Origin of the sequence: Thiohalorhabdus denitrificans (assembly GCF_001399755.1) — a bacterium.
Classification (GTDB): domain Bacteria; phylum Pseudomonadota; class Gammaproteobacteria; order Thiohalorhabdales; family Thiohalorhabdaceae; genus Thiohalorhabdus; species Thiohalorhabdus denitrificans.
Genome location: NZ_LJCP01000010.1, coordinates 347893 through 366466, shown reverse-complemented (window position 1 = coordinate 366466; position 18574 = coordinate 347893). Strand labels below are relative to the sequence as shown.

Below are 18574 nucleotides of genomic sequence, written 5' to 3'. Positions count from 1 at the left end.
AAAGTTATGAAGTATTTATTCGATAAGGAATCCGGTATGCGTAGGGAAACCGAGAACGAGTCCACCGGCGGAAGCGCTACCACCCAAGGCGGCGGACGAGGGCGTGGAAGGCGGGTCCAGCGGTGCACCTTCACCTTGCCCAACAGCGACGAGGCCCTCATCGCCGACATCCAGCAGCTGGCCGATCGCATGGGCCTGCGGACACCCACCCGCAGCGAGGTGGTGCGGGCCGCGCTCAAGAACCTGGGTTGGTCCAACGAGCGGAAATTCCGCGAGGCCTTCGAGAGCCTGGAGCGCGTGAAGACGGGTCGCCCGCCCCGGGAGCGGCAGAACTGAGGCGGCACGCTCGGTTCCGGCAAACCGTTTCCTGGTTCGAGCCTCTGTCCTCCCAGGCTAGGGGGCGCCGGGTTTTGTCCTTGGATCGATTCCCGGGGAGGGGGCCGGCTCCGCAAGGTTCGGTTTCGGAACGGCCGCGGCCGTTTTGACCTGTCTCCGGAGACCGAGCGGGAACCTCCCGGCCGCTAGAGGCACTAAGAGGGGATCGCGGATTCCGGCCGGATGGCGAAATGCCCCGCGGGCGGGCAGCCTCCCCGTTTGACACAGGGAGGGGGATTCGCTACATTTACGCATCTCGCTTCCCCGGTAGCTCAGTTGGTAGAGCAGGTGACTGTTAATCACCCTGTCGCTGGTTCGAGTCCGGCCCGGGGAGCCAGAGATTGAAAAAGGCCCCAGCGGAGCACTCCGCTGGGGCCTTTTTGCGTTCCGGGCGTGCCGGTCCGTGCAACACAAAAAAGCCCGGGCTTGGCCCGGGCTGGTTAGCGGATCCGGTCATGGCCGGTTAACGGGAATCCTCTCCACCGCCTTGGGACTCGGGCTCCCGCTGGCCGCCGCCCTGGGCGGATTCGGTCTCCTCGAAGAAGTCGGCCGTGTGCGCCGGGACCCGGATGCCCTCCGTTGAGGGCTTGGGCGGCGTGACCCGCTCGGAGGCCGGCCCCCCCCCGCCTTTGGGCTTCGGGGCCGTCTCGCCGCCGCCTTTCTTCCCTTGCTGGGCAGGCTTGCGCTGGGAGCCGCCCCGGCTTCCGCGGCCACCCCTGCCCTTGGCGGGCTCGCCGCCTTGCTTGCCGCCCTTTTCCGGGGCTTCCGCCTTGGGGGACTCGGCCTTGGCGGCCTCCTGCTTGGCAGCCTCCTGGGCCGGCTTCTTGCCGCCGTTACCGCCGGAAGGCTTGCGGTTCCGCTTGCGGCCGTTCCCGCCGGAGGCGGGCTTGCCGCCGGTGCCGCCCTGCTTGCCTCCTTCCTCGGCCTTGGCGGCCTCCGCGGGGGCCTTCTGGCCGTTGCCTCCCTTGCGGCCGCCGCCTTTCTGGCCGGAAGAGGCGGCTTTCCCTTCCTGGGCGCCTCCCTGGTCGCCACCCCGCGCCTTGGCGCCCGCGGCGCCTTTCTTGCCCTCGCTGGGAGCGGGCTTTTCCGTCGGCTCGGCCGGGGCCTTCTCCGCCTCGGGCTGCAGCCCCGAGGCCTCCTCACCGGCCTGCTCGCCGAACAGCGCCTGGATGATCCGCTTCAAGAAGCCCGGTTTGGCCTCGGTGGCCTGCGAGGCTTCCTCCGGCCCGGCCTCCGTCGGTTGCTTGCCTTCCTCGGCCGCGGGGGCGTGGGCCACCGCGGTGGGGGAGAGGGGCGCCTGCTCCTGGGGCGCGGCCGGCTCGGGCTCGCTGCGGGGGCTCTCCGCCGGCTCGGGCTGGGGGATGCGCTGGTAGCTTAGGGCCCGGCCGCCCTTGCCTTCGGCGTCCTTGGCCCGGCCCCGCTCCATGGAGTAATCGGGAGTCACCATGTTGGGGTCGGGGATGATGGTGATCCGGACCTGGTAGCGGTCCTCCAGCTGGGCCAGGATGCCCCGCTTCTCGTTGAGCAGGTAGGAGCCGACCTCCACCGGGACCCGGGTGTCGATGTAGGCCGTGTTCTCCTTCAGGGTCTCCTCTTCCAGCACCCGCAGGATGTGGAGGGCGGAGGACTCGGTGGTCCGGATACGGCCCTGTCCGCTGCAGCGAGGGCAGGCGGTGTGTGTGGCCTCTCCGAGGGACGGCCGCAGGCGCTGCCGGGACATCTCCAGCAGCCCGAAGCGGGAGATCTTGCCCACCTTGATGCGCGCGCGGTCCACCTTCACCGACTGGCGCAGCTTGTCCTCCACGGCCTGGATGTTGCGCTTGCGCTTCATGTCGATGAAGTCGATGACGATCAGCCCGCCCACGTCGCGCAGGCGCAGCTGGCGGGGGATCTCCTCGGCGGCCTCCAGGTTGGTCTGGAGGGCCGTCTCCTCCAGGTCCGCACCCTTCGTGGCCCGGGCCGAGTTGATGTCGATGGACACCAGGGCCTCGGTGGGGTCGATGACCAGCGAGCCGCCGCCGTCAAGCGGGACCTCGCGGCTGTAGGCGGTGTCGATCTGGTGCTCGATCTGGAACCGGGAGAACAGGGGGATGGAGTCCTTGTACGGCTTAACCCGGTTCACGCACTCGGGCATGATGGCCTGCATGAAGTCCCGGGCGGTCTGCACCACCTCCGGGTCGTCCACCAGGATCTCGCCGATGTCCTCCTCGAAGTTGTCCCGCAGGGCCCGGATGACGGTGTTGCCTTCCTGGTAGATCAGGACCGGGGCGGGGTGCTGCTCCGTCTGCTCCACGATGGATTGCCACAGCTGCAGCAGGTGGTTCAGGTCCCGCTGGAGCTGATCGGAGCTCTTGCCGATGCCCGCCGTACGGATTATGACCCCCATCCCGTCCGGGATCTCCAGCGTGTTGAGGGCCTCGCGCATCTCCTTGCGGTCCTCGCCCTCGATCCGCCGGCTGACCCCGCCGGCGCGGGGGTTGTTGGGCATGAGCACCAGGAAGCGTCCGGCCAGGCTGGGCAGGGTGGTGAGCGCGGCGCCCTTGGTGCCGCGCTCCTCCTTGTCCACCTGGACGATCAGCTCCTGACCCTCGGAGAGGACGTCCTGGATCCGGATCTTGCGGGGGGAGGGGGTTTTTCCCTGCTCGTCACGGGGATAATATTCCCGGGCCACCTCCTTGATGGGCAGGAAGCCCTGGCGGTCGCCGCCGTACTCCACAAAGGCGGCCTGCAGGCTGGCCTCGATCCGAGTGATGCGGCCCTTGTAGATATTCCCCTTTTTCTGCTGCTGGGCGGCGTTCTCGATATCCAGGTTGAGAAGCTTCTGGCCGTCCACCACCGCCACCCGGAGCTCCTCCGGGTTGGTGGCATTGATCAGCATCCGTTTCATTTTGGGTATTCGGCTCCTACACCCGTTGGGGTATATGGGATCGCGGCCGCCGAATGCGTCGGCGGCGCTGGAATTTGGTGAAGCGGACGGGGTGGTATTCCCTGCCCGCCGTCTTGCTGTTCGGCACGGGTTTCATCCTGCGCGGGGCCGGAGGGGGACTTGCTAAGATACTGGCAAGAGAAGATTTTCTGGGGGCTCCCCGGGCCTTAAAGGCCGATTCAATTCGGTATGCGCAGCGGGGCTAACACCCCGAAAAACCCGCAAAAATACTCCACGACTAGCGTAACCGAACGCTTGGTTTTTTTCAATTGGCGAGGATCCGGCCCGTCAGGGCGGGACAAAGGGACATTCCTCATTCCATGAGCAAGGACGCAGAAGGCGCCAAACGAAAAGAGGGCGCGGGAAACGGAGGGCCGCGCTGGGTCGATGTCGCGGAGGGCCAGGACGGGCAGCGGGTGGACAACTTCCTGCTGGGACGGCTGAAGGGTGTCCCCAAGACCCGCATCTACCGGATGCTTCGCAAGGGGGAAGTGCGGGTCAACGGCAAGCGCTGCCGCCCCTCGGCCCGGCTCCGGGTGGGCGATCGCGTGCGCATCCCGCCGGTGACGGAGCGCGAGGCTCCGCCGGCCGCCAGGGTCCCGGAGGGGGTCCGAAAGGCGGTGATCGAGGCCATCCTGTTCGAGGACGCCGAGCTCGCCGTGCTGAACAAGCCCCCGGGGCTGGCGGTCCACGCCGGAAGCGGCACCCCGTTCGGGATCGTCGAGGCTCTGGTTGCCGCCCGACCGGAGGTGGAATGGGGGTTGGCGCACCGGCTGGATCGGGGAACTTCCGGTGTTCTGGTGGTCGGAAAGAACGGCAAGGCCACGCGCCGTCTCCAGGCCGCCTTCCGCGAGAACCGGGCCAAAAAGGCCTACTTGGCCCTTTTGGTCGGGGGGGTGGTCGAGGGCGAGCACGTGGAGGAGGCGCCCCTGCGCAGGGGGCCGGAACGAGGCGGCCAGCGGCCCATGATCGTCGATACGGAGACCGGCCGCAGGGCGGCCACCCGGTTTCTGGTGCTCCGCGCCTTCCCGGGGTACACCCTGGTGCGGGCGGAGCCGGAGACGGGGCGTACCCACCAGATCCGGGCCCACGCCCGCCATTGGGGGCACCCCATTGCCGGCGACCCCCTCTACGGCGACCGCGAGGCCAACCGGGCATTGAAGGAGCTGGGGCTGGAGTCCATATTCCTGCACAGTGCGGAACTGGAGCTGCCTCATCCGGTGACCGGAGAAACCCAGCATTTCCGGGCCCCGCTGCCCGCCCCCCTGAAGGCGCTCCTGGACCGCCTTTCGGGCTGAGGCGCGAGCCCTGCCGATCATTCAAACCTGGCACAGGACATGACCCCAGAGCATCGCCTTGAAACCGTGTCCCTCCGCGACGCGGAGCTGATCATTTTCGACTGGGACGGGACCCTCGTGGACAGCCGCGGGGTGATCGTGGACACCCTGCGTGCCAGCCTGCGAGAGGTGGGCCTGCCGGAGCTGCCCGGCCGGGAGCTGCAGCAGGTGATCGGCCTGGGCCTGCAGGAGGCCATCGAGGCCCTTGTTCCCCACGCCGACACCCCAACCCGGGACCGCCTGCGGGAGGCCTATGGCCGACGCTTCCAGGCCTATCGGGCCACGGACATGCCTTTCTTCCCGGGGGCGGCGGAGGGGCTGGAGGCGCTGGCCGCGGAGGGCCGGACCCTGGCGGTGGCCACTGGCAAGTCCCGCCGCGGTCTGGACCGCATGCTCATGGAATGGGGCCTAGAGGAGCGCTTCCTGGCCACGCGCTGCGCCGATGAGACCTGCTCCAAGCCCGATCCCCGCATGGTCCGCGAGCTGCTGGAGGAGACCGAGGTGGCGCCGGAACGGGCCGTGTTGGTGGGGGACACCGCCTTCGACATGGAGATGGCCCACCGGGCCGGTCTCAACCGGATCGCGGTTACCTACGGGGTCCACGAACGGGAGCGTCTGGCGCCCTGGGAGCCCCACGCCTGGGCGGACAGCTTCCCCGGAGTGCTGGGGCACCTGGGTTGTGAGGGTTTGGAATCCGAACCGGCACAAGGATATAATTAGTCGCTTATGCGTGAACTTCGTGAATCCGTGATCCGGCTGGCGCAGGTGCCGCCCGAGGGGCTGCTCTTCCAGGGGCTCGTCCCCGTGAGTGCCCTGCCCAGGCTGGAAGAGGCCGTGGCCGGGATGGTGGGCGAGGGCGTGGAGGTGGACCTGCGCCTGGAGCCGAACAACGACGTGTACATCCTGCACGGCCGGGTGCAGGGGGCGGTGGAGCTGGAGTGCGAGTCCTGCCGGGCCCGATTCCGGTTCCCTCTGCAGGAGGCCCTGCAGCTGACCATCGACCCCAATCCCGAGAACGATCTGTACCGGGATCCGACCCAGAAGGGCGAGGTCTGGGTCATCGATCATTCCGATGAACAGATCGAGGCCCCGGAGGGGCGGTTCGAGCTCGTGGAGTCCCTGGAGGACGAATGGCTGCTCGAGCTTCCCATCAGCCCGCGGTGCGCCGAGGGCTGCAAGGGGATATGTCCGGTTTGCGGAACGGATCGGAACGAGGCAGAATGCGGCTGCTCTTCGTCCCCGCGCGAGAGCCCGTTCGATGTCCTGGCGCAGTTGAAGAGAGACGAATAACCGCCCACGCCGCCGTTCGGCGGTCCCTGTCCGCGGCCGGAAACGGACCGGGAACCAACGTTTGGGAGAGCAGAAATGGCCGTACCGAAGAAGAAGACCTCCAAGGCCCGCCGCGATCAACGGCGCGCCCATCACGCCGTCCGCCCCGCTAATATGAGCACCTGCCCGGAGTGCGGGGAGCGCAAGCGGCCGCACCACGTGTGCCAGAGCTGCGGTTCCTACCGCGACCGCCAGGTCATGGCCGTCGCGGAAGAGGACTGAAGCGGGCGTAACCGGCCCCTGAGAAGCCGATTCCAACGGAATCCGCCACGCCGACCTCGACCTGGGACGTCAATGCGCATAGCTCTGGATGCAATGGGGGGGGACTACGGCCCAGCCGTGGTGGTCCCGGCGGCGTCCGCCGCCCTGGGCCGCCATCCGGACCTGGAGCTGGTCCTGGTGGGTCTGGAGGACGCCATCCGGGAGTCGCTCGCCGACCATGGCCTGGAGGCCGAGGAACGCATCACGGTGCGTGCCGCCAGCCAGGTGGTGTCCTCCGAGGACGATGTCTCCCAGGCCCTGCGCAGCAAGCGGGACTCCTCCATTCACGTGGGGGCCACCCTGGTCAAGGAGGGCGAGGTGGACGGCTTCGTGAGCGCCGGGAACACCGGCGCCCTCATGGCCATCCCCCGTCTGATCCTCAAGACCCTGCCCGGCATCGATCGACCCGCCATCGCCACCTTCCTGCCCACCCGCGACAGCCGGGTGCTCATGCTGGACCTGGGCGCCAACGTGGATTGCAACTCGGACCACCTGTTCCAGTTCGCCGTCATGGGGGAGGTGGCCTCGCGGGCCGTGTACGGGGTGGAGGACCCCTCCATCGGGCTCCTCAACATCGGCGAGGAGAACATCAAGGGCAACGACGTGGTGAAGGTGGCCGGCCAGCTCCTGCGCGAGAGCGACATGAACTACGTCGGCAACGTGGAGGGGCGGGACATCTTCTCCGGGAAGGCGGACGTGGTGGTGGCGGACGGCTTCGTGGGCAATGTGGCGCTCAAGACCTCCGAGGGAACGGCGGAGCTCCTCGCCCATTTCCTGCGGCAGGCCTTCTCCGCCTCGTGGAGCTCCAAGCTGGCGGCCTTCCTCGCCCGCAAGGTGCTGAAGGACTTCAAGCGCCGCGCCGACCATCGGGAATACAACGGGGCCATGCTCCTGGGGCTCAACGGGATCGTGGTCAAGAGCCACGGGAGCGCGGACAGCTACGCCTTCTCCCGCGCCATCGAGGTGGCGGCCTCGGAGGCCCGGAACAACGTCAACCGGCGGATTACCCACGAGATCCAGCAGATGCTGGAAGTGGCCGAATAACAGGGGCGGGGGAGCGGACGCATGACGCGCGGGCGGATAACCGGCACGGGGAGCTACCTCCCCGAGAAGGTCCTGACCAACCAGGAACTGGAATCCCTGGTGGACACGAGCGACGAGTGGATCACCGCCCGTACGGGCATCAAGGAGCGGCGTATCGCCGCCCCCGACGAGTCCACCGTGGACCTGGCGGAACAGGCCGCCCGCCGCGCCCTGGAGGCCGCCGGCCGCGAGCCCGCCGAGGTGGACCTCATCATCGTCGCCACCACCACCCCCGATCAGGTCTTCCCCAGCACCGCCTGCCTGCTGCAGGGCCGCCTCGGCGTCGTCGGGCCCCCGGCCTTCGACGTCCAGGCCGTCTGCACCGGCTTCGTCTACGCCCTCGCCACCGCGGACAAGTTCCTGCGCTCCGGCGCGGCGCGCTGCGCCCTCGTGGTGGGGGCGGAGACCCTGTCCAGGATCGTGAACTGGGAGGACCGGGGCACGTGCGTGCTGTTCGGCGACGGCGCCGGGGCGGTGGTGCTGGAGGCGGACGACACCGATCAGCAGGGGATCCTCTCCACCCACCTCCACGCCGACGGCAGCCAGGAGGCCCTCCTGAATGTCCCCAAGGGCGTGGCCACCGGCTGGGACAGCGAGGACCCCGAGAGCACCATCCACATGAAGGGCAACGAGGTGTTCCGCGTGGCCGTGAACACCCTGGGCCAGGTGGTGGAGGAGACCCTGGCGGCCAACGGGCTGGACCAGGGGGAGGTGGACTGGCTGGTGCCGCATCAGGCCAACATCCGCATCATCCAGGCCACTGCCAAGAAACTGGCCCTGCCCATGGACCGGGTGGTCGTCACCGTGGACCGCCACGGCAATACCTCTGCGGCCTCCGTCCCGCTCGCCCTGGACGAAGGGGTGCGCCAGGACCGCATCCGCCCGGGGGACCTGGTCCTCCTCGAGGCCTTTGGCGGCGGGTTCACCTGGGGCTCCGCGCTGCTGCGCTGGTAGATCCGACCGCACACCAAGAGGGGGAACAGCCGAACCATGAGCGATTTCGCATTCGTCTTCCCGGGCCAGGGCTCGCAGAGCGTGGGCATGCTCGACGCCTATCCCGACCCGGATGGGGTGGTCAGCCGGACCCTGGAGGAGGCCTCCGAGGCCCTGGGTCTGGATCTGGGCGCGCTGGTGCGCGAAGGCCCGGAAGCGGAGCTGAACCGGACGGAGGTCACCCAGCCCGCCATGCTTACGGTCGGGGTGGCCGCGCACCGGCTGTGGTCGGCTCGGGGCGGCGCCGCGCCCCGTTTCATGGCCGGCCACAGCCTCGGCGAGTACACCGCCCTGGTGGCCGCCGGCAGCCTCGAATTCGCCGACGCGGTGCGGCTGGTGGCCGACCGGGCCCGGTTCATGCAGGAGGCCGTGCCCGCGGGCGAGGGCAAGATGGCCGCGCTCCTCGGCCTGGACGATCCCACGGTGGAGGAGCTGTGCACCGCCGAGGAGCGCCAGTCCGGCGAGATCGTCCGCGCCGTGAACTTCAACGCCCCCGGACAGGTTGTGGTGGCCGGGGCGGCCGGTGCGGTGGACCGCCTCATGGAGGAGGCGGGAAAAGCCGGCGCCAAGCGTGCCGTGGAACTGCCCGTCTCCATCCCTTCCCATTGCCCCCTGATGCAGCCCGCCGCGGAGCGGCTGGCCCAGCGTCTCCAAGAGGTGGAGCTGCGCGCCCCCGCGGTACCCGTGGTCAACAACGTGGACGTGGCCGCGCCCGAGGACCCGGAGGCCATCCGGGACGCTCTGGTCCGGCAGCTGGCCAACCCCGTGCGCTGGACCGCCACCATCGGCCACATGCGGGACAGCGGCGTGGCGCGGGTGATGGAGATGGGACCGGGCAAGGTGCTGTGCGGGCTCAACAAGCGCATCGACCGGCGCATGCCCTGCCTGCCCGTGACCGATGAGGAAAGCCTGAACCAGGCCCTGGAACAGGCCCAACAAGGGGACGCGTGATGCTGGACGGCCAGACCGCAATCGTGACCGGCGCCAGCCGGGGGATCGGCCGGGCCATTGCCCAACGGCTGGGCGAGCTCGGCGCCACCGTGGCTGCCACCGCCACCTCCGAGTCCGGCGCGCAGAAGGCGGAGCAGGCCCTCCGGGAGTCCGGGATCGAGGCCAAGGGCTACGCCCTGGACGTGACGGAGACCGAGTCCATCGAGCCCTTCATCAAGTCCGTGCAGGACGACCTGGGCAACCCGGGGATCCTGGTGAACAACGCCGGGATCACCCGCGACGGCCTGCTGATGCGCATGAAGGACGAGGACTGGGAGGACGTCATCGACACCAACCTGTCCTCGGTCTTCCGCCTGACCCGGGCGGTGGCCCGGCCCATGATGAAGGCCAAGGGCGGGCGGATCATCAACATCGCCTCCGTGGTGGCCGCCATGGGGAACGCCGGCCAGGTGAACTACTCCGCCGCCAAGGCCGGCATCCTGGGACTCACCAAGTCCTCGGCCCGGGAGCTCGGGCCGCGGGGCATCACCGTCAACGCGGTCGCCCCCGGCTTCATCGAGACCGACATGACCCGGGAGCTGCCCGAGGAGCAGCGCGAGGCCCTGCTGCAGCAGATCCCGCTGGCGCGCCTCGGCGATCCCGCCGAGGTGGCGGAGTGCGTGGCCTTCCTGGCGGGGCCGGGGGGCGGCTACGTCACCGGCTCCACGCTCCATGTGAACGGCGGCATGTACATGGGGTAACTCCCTCTGGGAGGGCGCTTTTTTCAACCGTTTGAGCCGCCCCGGCAAATGTGGTACCTAGTCGGGGCTTCGCGAAACCCTTGAAGGAGGAAAAGCTAACAATGAGCGATACCGACGCTCGCGTGAAGAAGATTGTTTCCGAGCAGCTGGGTCTCAGCGAGGAAGAGGTCTCCACCGAGGCATCCTTCGTCGACGATCTGGGCGCGGACTCCCTGGACACCGTGGAGCTGGTGATGGCCCTCGAGGAGGAGTTCGGCTGCGAGATTCCGGACGACGAGGCGGAGAAAATCACCACGGTCCAGGAAGCGATCAACTACATTAACAACAACGTCGGCTAGCGGCCGTCGGGGTTGCTGGACCTGGGCGGTGCCTCGATCAAAGGGGGTGCCGCTTTCTTATTCAGGGATAGGGGCGAATCTTGAAACGTCGCGTGGTCATAACCGGAGTGGGCATGGTGACCCCCGTAGGCGCCACCACCACGGAAAGCTGGGAGGCGATCGTCGCCGGGCGCAGCGGCATCGATGCCATCACTCGGTTCGATGCGTCGGACTTCCCCGTCCGCATCGCCGGAGAGGTGAACGGCTTCGAGCCCGGGGATTACATCCCCAAGAAGGAAGCCCGGAAGATGGACACCTTCATCCATTACGGGCTGGGAGCCGCCTCCATGGCCATGGATGACTCCGGCCTGGAGATCACCGAGGACAACGCCGAGCGCGTCGGCGTGGCCATCGGCTCCGGGATCGGCGGTCTGCCCTTCATCGAGAAGGCCCATGAGTCCTATATGAACGGCGGGCCGCGCAAGATCTCGCCCTTCTTCATCCCCGCTTCGATCATCAACATGGTATCGGGGCATTTCTCCATCATACATGGGACCAAGGGTCCCAACGTGGCGGCGGTGACCGCCTGCGCCACCGGCACCCACGCCATCGGCGACGCGGCCCGGCTGATTCAGTACGGTGACGCCGACGCCATGGTCGCCGGCGGCACGGAATCCTGCATCTCGCCGCTTGCGGTGGGCGGGTTCGCCGCAGCCAAGGCGCTGTCCACCAACAACGACGACCCCCGGGGCGCCAGCCGGCCCTTCGACGCCGAGCGCGACGGCTTCATCCTCGGCGAGGGCGCCGGGGTGGTGGTCCTCGAGGAGCGCGAAGCGGCCATCGCACGCGGGGCGCGGATCTACGCCGAGGTGGGGGGCTACGGCATGAGCGCCGATGCCTACCACATGACCGCCCCCAGCGAGGACGGCGAGGGCGCCTCCCGCTGCATGGAGCTGGCCCTGCGGGACGCCGAGCTCGCTCCGGAGGAGGTGGACTACGTCAACGCCCACGGGACCTCCACGCCCACCGGCGACCGGGTGGAGACCATGGCGGTCAAGCGCGTGTTCGGCGACCACGCAAGCAAGCTGGCCGTCAGCTCCACCAAGTCCATGGTGGGGCATATGTTGGGCGCCGCCGGCGGCGTGGAAAGCATCGTTGCCGCGCTGGCCGTCTACCACGGGGTCGCGCCGCCCACCATCAACCTCGAGAATCCGGACCCGGAATGCGACCTCGACTACGTTCCGGGGGAGGCCCGGGAGATGCCGGTGCGGGCGGCGGTCAACAACTCCTTCGGCTTCGGGGGCACCAACGCCACCCTGGTCCTCAAGCGGGCCTGACCGTCTGCCTGTCGCGGAAGGGGCCCTGGGGGCCCCGCGCGGCCTGCCTGGGAACGGGCCCGCCGGAGGGGCGCCGGAATCCGGGCGGCGGGGCCGCCGCTTCGGCGGCGGCCCTTGTGCTACCATGGGCCAGCCGGCACGGCGCCTTTCCCGGGAGCCCCTGACGATCTTGCACAGCCTTCCCCGAAGCTCCGCATGAGTCATCCCCCTGCCGCTCTGGTTAACGGGTATCCGTGCGAAATCGGGGACCCCGTCATCCCGGTTTCGGACCGGGGGTTCCAGTATGGCGACGGGGTCTTCGAGACGGTGGCCGCGCGGGACGGGCGCCTGCTCGACGGCGCCGCCCACCTGGAGCGCCTGCGGCAGGGGGCGGAGCTCCTGGGGATCCCGGCTCCTGATCCCGCGCGCCTGGCCGCTGAAGCGGAGGGCCTCGTGGCCCACCAGGGGGGCGGGGAGCGGAACGTGATCAAGATCCTGGTCTCGCGAGGGCCGGGCGGACGCGGCCTCGCGCCCCCGGCCCATCCGGAGCCCACCCGCGTGGTCATGCGCCTGCCGTGGCCGGAACATCCCCCGGAGTGGCAGCGTTCCGGTGTACGCACCGTCCTCTGCCGGACCCGCCAGGTGAGCGGGGACGCCCTGGACGGCCGGATCAAGAGCATGAACCAGCTCAATCACATCGTCGCCCGCATGGAATGGGCGGACCCCGACATCGCCGAAGGGCTCCTCCGGGACCACGAGGAGCGCTTGGTGGAAGGGACCGTGACCAACCTCTTCCTGGTCCGGGACGGCGTCCTGAAGACCCCCGACCTGAGTGGGGCGGGCCTGCCCGGAGTAACCCGGCGCCGGATCCTGGAGCACGCCCGGGCTGCCGGCCTGCCCACCGAAGAAGGAGAAGTCCGGGAAGTGGACCTAGAGCGCGCCGAGGAGGCATTCCTGACCAACTCCATCATCGGGATCTGGCCGATCCGGGAGCACGGCGGTCGGGGCCTGCCTTCGGCTCCCGGTCCCCAGACCGTCCGGCTTCGGCGGTCCCTGGAGGCGGCCTATGCGTAATCCGTTGCGCGGCTGGCGCCGCTGGCTTCTGGTATTGGTTCTGACGGGCGTCCTCGGTGCCGCCTGGGGCGCTTGGCATCTCCACCAGTTCGCCACCCGCCCGCTGGGTGCGGCGGCCGCACCCCTCCTGCAGGTGCCTCAGGGCTCCCCGTTCCGTGCGGTGGTCCAGCGCATGACGGATAAGGGATGGGTGGATCGGCCCCTGGAGATGCGTCTGCTCGGGCGGCTGTTCAATGTCGCCCCCCGGATCCATGCCGGCGAATACCGCCTCGCTCCCGACATGACCCCCCTGGACGTGCTGGAAGCCCTGATCAGCGGCGACGTGGTGCTCCATTCCGTGTCCTTCCCGGAAGGGCGGACGGTGCGGCAGTTCCTGGAGCGCCTGCGGGCCAAGGATCCCCTCGATGCCGCCGACCTGCCGGAGGGGCCGGAGGATTCGGAGCTGGTGGGGATGCTGAATCTCGACGAGCGCGGTTACGAGAGCGCCGAGGGCTGGCTGTTTCCGGAAACCTACCGCTTCGCGCGCGGCACGAGCGCGGCCAAGATCCTTCGCCGGAGCCACCAGCGCATGCGCCGGATCCTGGAGGAGGAGTGGGCGAACCGGGAGGAGGGCCTGCCCTACGAGGAGCCCTATGAGGCCCTGGTGCTCGCCTCCATCGTGGAGAAGGAGACCGCCGTTCCGGAGGAGCGCCCGGAGATCGCGGGGGTGTTCATCAATCGGCTCCGGAAGGGGATGCGCCTGCAGACCGACCCCACGGTGATCTACGGGTTGGGGGAGGAGTTCGACGGTAACCTGCGGTCCAGTCACCTGCGGGAGCGCACCCCCTACAACACCTACCGCATCGACGGCCTGCCGCCGACGCCCATCGCCAACCCCGGGCGCTCGGCCATCCGGGCGGTCTGCCAGCCCGAGGAAACCGACGCCCTGTACTTCGTTTCCCGCGGGGACGGTACCCACGTGTTCTCGGAAACCCTCCAGGAGCACAACCGGGCCGTGCGGCGCTACCAACTGGGGGGGCGGTAGGTTGCCGGCCCGTTCCGGACGGTTCATCACCCTGGAAGGGATCGACGGCGCGGGCAAGACCACAGCGGCGTCCTACCTGGCGGAGCGCCTGGGGGAGGAAGGGGTGGAGGTGGTCGCCACCCGTGAGCCCGGGGGGACCCCCCTGGCGGAATCCATCCGCAGCCTGCTCAAGGGCACGGAGGGGGAGGGGCCCACGACCGATACCGAGACCCTGCTCATGTTCGCCGCCCGCGCCCAGCACCTCGAACAAGTCATCCGGCCTGCGCTCCAGGCCGGCCAATGGGTGCTTTGCGACCGGTTCACCGACGCCACCTACGCCTACCAGGGCGGTGGCCGGGGCCTATCCGCCGAGCGCATCCGCGTTCTGGAGCACTGGGTCCATGGCGGCTTTCAGCCGGACCGGACCCTGCTCTTCGAGCTTTCGCCCCGGGAGGGGCTCCGCCGTCGTGCCGGGGAAGGAGGGCAGTCCGACCGCTTCGAGGAGGAGGGGACGGACTTCCTGCGGAGGGTCCAGGCCACTTACCGGCAGCGGGCCGAGGCGGAGCCGGAGCGCTTCCAGCCCATTGACGCCGGTGGGTCCTGGTCGGAAGTGGCCGGGGCCCTGGACGCGTGGCTGGCACGGGAGCTTGCGCAATGGCGCGCTGGGGCCTGATCGGCCAGGAAGCCCCCGTCGCCCGCCTGGAGGCCACCCTGCAGAGCGGCCAGGTTCCCCAAGGTCTCCTGCTGGCCGGTCCCCGGGGGACGGGGAAGGCCACCGCTGCGCGGTGGATGGCGGCCCGTCTGCTGTGTCGCCGGGGACCGGGACAGCCGCCCTGCGGCGAGTGTCCCCCCTGCCGCCATCGGTTGGCCGGTACGGCCCCCGACCTCATCGCCCTGCCGACGGAAGGGGAGGAGGAGATCCGGGTGGATCCCCTCCGGGAGATGGTGGCCCAGGTGCAGCTGACTCCCCAGGAAAGCCGCCTGCGGGTGGTGATCCTGGATCCCGCCGAGGCCATGGGGGCCCACGCGGCCAACGCACTCCTCAAGGTTCTGGAGGAGCCCCCCGGCGAGGTGGTATTCCTGCTGGTAAGCCATCGGTCCGACCAGCTGCTCCCCACCATCCGGAGCCGGTGCCAGCTGCTCCGGTTCGGGGCCGTGCCCGCGGAAGAGGTGGAGCAGTGGCTCGCCGAGACCCATGGCCTGAGCGGGGAGGACCCCCGGCTGGCCGCGCGCATGTCCGGGGGCGCCCCCGGTCGCGCCCTGGAGTGGGCCCGGCGGTCCCTGGTGGCGGAGCGGGACGCCGTTCTGGAGGGGCTTGAAGCGGCGCGCGCCCGGGGAGGAGAATCCCTCCTGGAGGTGGCAGAGCGCTGGGCCAAGGGGGAATCGGCCGCTTGGCTCCCCCACCTGCAAGCCTGGCTGCGGGATCTGACCCGTGTTACGGTCACCGCCGGCCAGGCCCCCCCGGAGCATCTGGTCAACGCCGACCGCCGGGAGCGGCTCGCCCAGGAGGCCCGGCGGTTGGGGCCGGCGGCCGCGGAGCGGCTCCTCCGCGCCGGGGAGGGGCTGGCGGAGGCCGAGGCCGGTCGGGCCAGCACGCGGCTGGCCCTCGAGGAGTTTCTTTTCTGGTGGCGGGATCCGGAGGCCATGCCGCGGATCCCGCCGTCAACGTCCTAGCAGGCCGGGTTTTCCCATGGCTAAGCAGATCGGCATCAAGAGTCAGTTCTCCGACGGGGTCTTCGTTCTCCCCGTGGACGACGAATCCATCTCACCCCGGGACCGGGTCCTGGTGGAGACCGACGACGGCACCGAGGTGGCCGATGTGGTTATCGGCCAGGTGGAGAATAGCCAACTGCCCTTTCCCGGGCGCCTCAAACGGGTCCTCCGGCGCTTGTCCAGCCGCGACGAGAGCTGGCTGGCCACCCTGGAGGAGCGCGAGCGGGAGGCCCTGCGCTACGCCCGCCGCAAGGCCCGGGCCCTGGAGCTGGAGATGAAGGTCTCCAAGGTGCGCATGGATTTCGACGGCGACCGGGGCACCTTCTATTTCACCGCCCCCCACCGCGTGGATTTCCGGGAACTGGTGCGAATCCTGGCCCGGAAGTTCCACATCCGCGTGGAGATGCGCCAGATCGGCGTGCGGGACGAGGCCGCCCTGGTGGGCGGGCTGGGACCCTGCGGCAAGACCCTCTGCTGCGCGGGGCACATGGACGGCTTCCCGCCCATCAACGTGAAAATGGCCCGGGAACAGGGCATCGAGCCCAATTCCAACAGCTCCACCGGGATGTGCGGCCGCCTCAAATGCTGCCTGCGCTTCGAGCACGAAGGCTACAGCGCGGAAGAGGGCAGTGGCGGTGGCTGCGGCGGTTGCGGCGCCAAGAAGGCCAAGAAGGAGGCGCGCGGCGACGAGCCGGACGGCCGGATCGTGCTTCGCGGCCCCGAGCGCCAGCCCGAATACCACCTCAACCCGGAATAAGGGCGCGACCCCATACCGCGCCGATTCCAACCCACCCTCTACAGCGGATCGTCCATGGCCGGAAGTGAAGCCGATTCAAGGTTTTATATCACCACGCCGATCTACTACGTGAACGATGTCCCCCACATCGGACACGCCTACACCACCGTGGCGGCGGACGTGGTGGCCCGGTACCAGCGCCTGCGGGGCCGGGACGTCTATTTCCTGACCGGGACCGACGAGCACGGCCTGAAGGTGGAGCGCTCCGCCCAGCGCCAGGGCATCGCACCGCAGGAGCTGGCGGATCAGGTGGTGGGCCGCTACCGCGAACTGTGGGAGCGCCTGGAGATCAGCCACGACGACTTCATCCGGACCACCGAGGACCGACACGCCGCCGGGGTCCGCAAGCTGTGGGGCCTGCTGGAGCAAAGCGGGGCCATCTACAAGGGGGTCTACGAGGGCTGGTACAACGTCTCCGACGAGGCCTACGTCCCCGACAGCCAGGTGGTGGACGGCTGCGACGCCGAGTCGGGCCAGCCCCTCGAGCGGGTGCAGGAGGAGAGCTATTTCTTCCGCCTGTCCGAGTACGGGGACGCCCTGGTGGAGCACATCCGGGCCCACCCCGAGTTCATCCAGCCGGACAACTTCCGCAACGAGATCCTCAGCTTCCTCGACCAGGGCCTGAAGGACCTGTCCATTAGCCGCACCACCTTCACCTGGGGGGTCTCGGTCCCCGACGATCCCGACCATGTCATCTACGTCTGGATCGACGCGCTCACGAACTACATCAGCGCACTCGGATACGGATCTGAAAATGAAGATCTTTACCAGCGCTTCTGGCCCGCGGACCTGCACCTGATCGGCAAGGACATCCTCCGCTTCCACGCGGTGTACTGGCCGGCCCTGCTCATGGCCGCGGGCCTGCCGCTACCCCGCCAGATCTTCGCCCACGGCTGGTGGACGAAGGAGGGGCAGAAGATGTCCAAGTCCAAGGGCAACGTCCTCGACCCCTTCGGGCTGACCGACTACTACGGCACCGACCAGGTGCGCTATTTCCTCCTTCGGGAGGTGCCCTTCGGCCAGGACGGCGACTTCTCCGACGCGGCCATGGTGCGCCGGGCCAACGAGGAGCTGGCCAACGACCTGGGCAACCTGCTGAACCGCACCCTATCCATGCAGCGCAAATACCTCGGGGAAGAGGTGGGCCTGCCCGCGGTGGAGACCGACGAGGACGCCGACCTCAAGGCCCACCTGGACGGGCTTCCCGCCGCCTTCGAGGAGCACATGGACCAGCTGCGCTTCCACCGGGCCCTGGAAGCGGTGTTCGAGGTGGTGCGCCGCGGCAACCTGTACGTGGACGAGACGGCCCCCTGGGTCCTGAACAAGGAGGGCAACCGGGAGCGCCTGGCCACGGTGCTGGCCAACCTGTTGGAAACCGTGCGGATCGTCGACCTGCACCTGTGGCCGGTGATGCCGGAGGCCTGTAACCGGATGTTCATGCAGATGGGCTACAGTCTGGAGGGGGTGGAGCTGGATCGGGACGCCCAATGGGGCGCCCGGCCCGCCACCCTGACCATCACCAAGCCCAAGCCCGTGTTCCAGAAGGTGCAGGAACCGGAAACGTAGGAACGAGCGTTCAAGCCATGATCGAGCTGGCCGACAGCCATTGCCATATGGACTTCCCCGACTACGAGGCCTCCCCGGCGGAGCTCATGGGCCACGCCCGGGAGCTGGGGGTCCGCTACCTGCTGAACATTTCCGTATGCCTGGAGGACTTCCCCCGGGTCCTGGAGGTGGCCGAGTCCGACCCGGAGGTGTACGCCACCGTGGGGGTCCATCCCAACTACGACGGGGTGGAGGAGCCCACCGCCAACCGCCTGGCAGAGCTGGCGGCGCACGAGAAGGTGGTGGGTATCGGCGAGACGGGGCTGGACTATTTCCGCCACCACGTGGAGCCGGCCGACCAGCAGGCGCGCTTCCGCGCCCACATCGAGGCCGGGCGCCGGATGGGGCTGCCCCTGATCATCCATTCCCGCGAGGCGCGGGAGGATACGGTTGCCATGGTGCGCGAAGCCGCCGACCAGGGGGTTAACGGGGTCATGCATTGCTTCGCCGAGGACTGGGACACCGCCCGTGCGGCCCTGGATGCCGGCTTCTACATCAGCTTTTCGGGCATCGTCACCTTCAAGAACGCCGCCGACCTGCGGGAGGTGGCCAAGAAGGTGCCGGCGGACCGGATCCTGGTGGAGACCGACGCCCCGTACCTGGCTCCCGAGCCCTACCGCGGCAAGACCAACCAGCCCGCCTACGTCCGCTACACCGCCGAGCGGGTTGCCGAGGAGCGGGGCGAGTCGCTGGAGGAGCTGGCGGCGGCCACCACCGAGAACTTCCTCCGCCTGTTCCGGCTCGGCTGAGGAGCT

19 protein-coding genes and 1 tRNA gene are annotated in these 18574 nt (G+C 69.0%); 19 read left to right on the top strand and 1 reads right to left on the bottom strand.

Annotated features, from left to right (window positions below; genetic code table 11):
• Positions 1-36 precede the first annotated feature (36 nt).
• Both AN478_RS08390 and AN478_RS08385 read left to right on the top strand, forming a co-directional pair.
• Entirely contained in the window at positions 37-336 is a 300-nt protein-coding gene (locus AN478_RS08390; protein ID WP_054966161.1) for a hypothetical protein, read from the top strand.
• 300 nt (positions 337-636) lie between these two features.
• Positions 637-712 (top strand) — tRNA-Asn (locus tag AN478_RS08385).
• Positions 713-838: 126 nt separating this feature from the next.
• On the opposite strand, the gene AN478_RS08380 is transcribed toward AN478_RS08385, so the two are convergent.
• Positions 839-3262: an Rne/Rng family ribonuclease gene (locus AN478_RS08380; protein ID WP_082432969.1), complete on the bottom strand. Its 2424-nt coding sequence runs from the start codon at positions 3260-3262 to the stop codon at positions 839-841.
• A gap of 359 nt (positions 3263-3621) precedes the next feature.
• Here AN478_RS08380 and AN478_RS08375 point away from each other — a divergent pair, with 359 nt between their 5' ends.
• From AN478_RS08375 to AN478_RS08295, 17 genes are all read left to right on the top strand, one after another.
• Positions 3622-4599 (top strand): RluA family pseudouridine synthase, encoded by a 978-nt coding sequence (locus AN478_RS08375; RefSeq protein WP_054966159.1) that lies wholly within the window; start codon positions 3622-3624, stop codon positions 4597-4599.
• 39 nt (positions 4600-4638) lie between these two features.
• Positions 4639-5358, top strand: coding sequence for an HAD-IIIA family hydrolase (locus AN478_RS08370; RefSeq protein WP_054966158.1), 720 nt, complete (start codon positions 4639-4641; stop codon positions 5356-5358).
• 6 nt (positions 5359-5364) lie between these two features.
• The gene (locus AN478_RS08365; RefSeq protein ID WP_054966157.1) at positions 5365-5928 is read left to right on the top strand and encodes a YceD family protein; all 564 of its coding nucleotides are present in this window, start codon (positions 5365-5367) and stop codon (positions 5926-5928) included.
• A 75-nt stretch (positions 5929-6003) separates the two neighbouring features.
• Entirely contained in the window at positions 6004-6189 is a 186-nt protein-coding gene (gene rpmF, locus AN478_RS08360) for a 50S ribosomal protein L32 (protein WP_054966156.1), read from the top strand.
• A 72-nt stretch (positions 6190-6261) separates the two neighbouring features.
• The gene (gene plsX / locus AN478_RS08355; protein WP_054966155.1) at positions 6262-7272 is read left to right on the top strand and encodes a phosphate acyltransferase PlsX; all 1011 of its coding nucleotides are present in this window, start codon (positions 6262-6264) and stop codon (positions 7270-7272) included.
• 21 nt (positions 7273-7293) lie between these two features.
• On the top strand, positions 7294-8265 hold the full coding sequence (locus AN478_RS08350) for a beta-ketoacyl-ACP synthase III (protein ID WP_054966154.1): 972 nt from the start codon (positions 7294-7296) through the stop codon (positions 8263-8265).
• 36 nt (positions 8266-8301) lie between these two features.
• The gene (gene fabD, locus AN478_RS08345; protein ID WP_054966153.1) at positions 8302-9255 is read left to right on the top strand and encodes an ACP S-malonyltransferase; all 954 of its coding nucleotides are present in this window, start codon (positions 8302-8304) and stop codon (positions 9253-9255) included.
• Complete coding sequence (gene fabG, locus AN478_RS08340) at positions 9255-9995, top strand: 3-oxoacyl-ACP reductase FabG (RefSeq protein ID WP_054966152.1); 741 nt, start codon at positions 9255-9257, stop codon at positions 9993-9995. Before fabD ends, fabG begins: the two co-directional genes overlap by 1 nt.
• 101 nt (positions 9996-10096) lie before the next feature.
• Positions 10097-10333, top strand: a complete 237-nt coding sequence (gene acpP, locus AN478_RS08335) for an acyl carrier protein (protein WP_054966151.1) — start codon at positions 10097-10099, stop codon at positions 10331-10333.
• A gap of 77 nt (positions 10334-10410) precedes the next feature.
• Positions 10411-11649 (top strand): beta-ketoacyl-ACP synthase II, encoded by a 1239-nt coding sequence (gene fabF / locus AN478_RS08330; RefSeq protein WP_054966150.1) that lies wholly within the window; start codon positions 10411-10413, stop codon positions 11647-11649.
• A 195-nt stretch (positions 11650-11844) separates the two neighbouring features.
• On the top strand, positions 11845-12702 hold the full coding sequence (gene pabC / locus AN478_RS08325; RefSeq protein WP_054966149.1) for an aminodeoxychorismate lyase: 858 nt from the start codon (positions 11845-11847) through the stop codon (positions 12700-12702).
• Positions 12695-13726 carry an endolytic transglycosylase MltG gene (gene mltG / locus AN478_RS08320; protein WP_054966148.1) on the top strand — a complete coding sequence of 344 codons (1032 nt, stop codon included), beginning with the start codon at positions 12695-12697 and terminating at the stop codon, positions 13724-13726. The genes pabC and mltG overlap by 8 nt, the downstream gene beginning before the upstream one ends.
• A 1-nt stretch (position 13727) precedes the next feature.
• Positions 13728-14378 (top strand): dTMP kinase, encoded by a 651-nt coding sequence (gene tmk / locus AN478_RS08315; RefSeq protein WP_054966147.1) that lies wholly within the window; start codon positions 13728-13730, stop codon positions 14376-14378.
• Positions 14360-15379, top strand: a complete 1020-nt coding sequence (holB, locus tag AN478_RS08310; RefSeq protein WP_054966146.1) for a DNA polymerase III subunit delta' — start codon at positions 14360-14362, stop codon at positions 15377-15379. Before tmk ends, holB begins: the two co-directional genes overlap by 19 nt.
• Positions 15380-15395: 16 nt before the next feature.
• Positions 15396-16175, top strand: coding sequence for a PSP1 domain-containing protein (locus tag AN478_RS08305; RefSeq protein WP_054966145.1), 780 nt, complete (start codon positions 15396-15398; stop codon positions 16173-16175).
• Positions 16176-16229: 54 nt separating this feature from the next.
• Entirely contained in the window at positions 16230-17780 is a 1551-nt protein-coding gene (metG, locus tag AN478_RS08300) for a methionine--tRNA ligase (protein ID WP_054966144.1), read from the top strand.
• Between the two features lie 17 nt (positions 17781-17797).
• The gene (locus AN478_RS08295; protein ID WP_054966143.1) at positions 17798-18568 is read left to right on the top strand and encodes a TatD family hydrolase; all 771 of its coding nucleotides are present in this window, start codon (positions 17798-17800) and stop codon (positions 18566-18568) included.
• Positions 18569-18574: the final 6 nt, after the last annotated feature.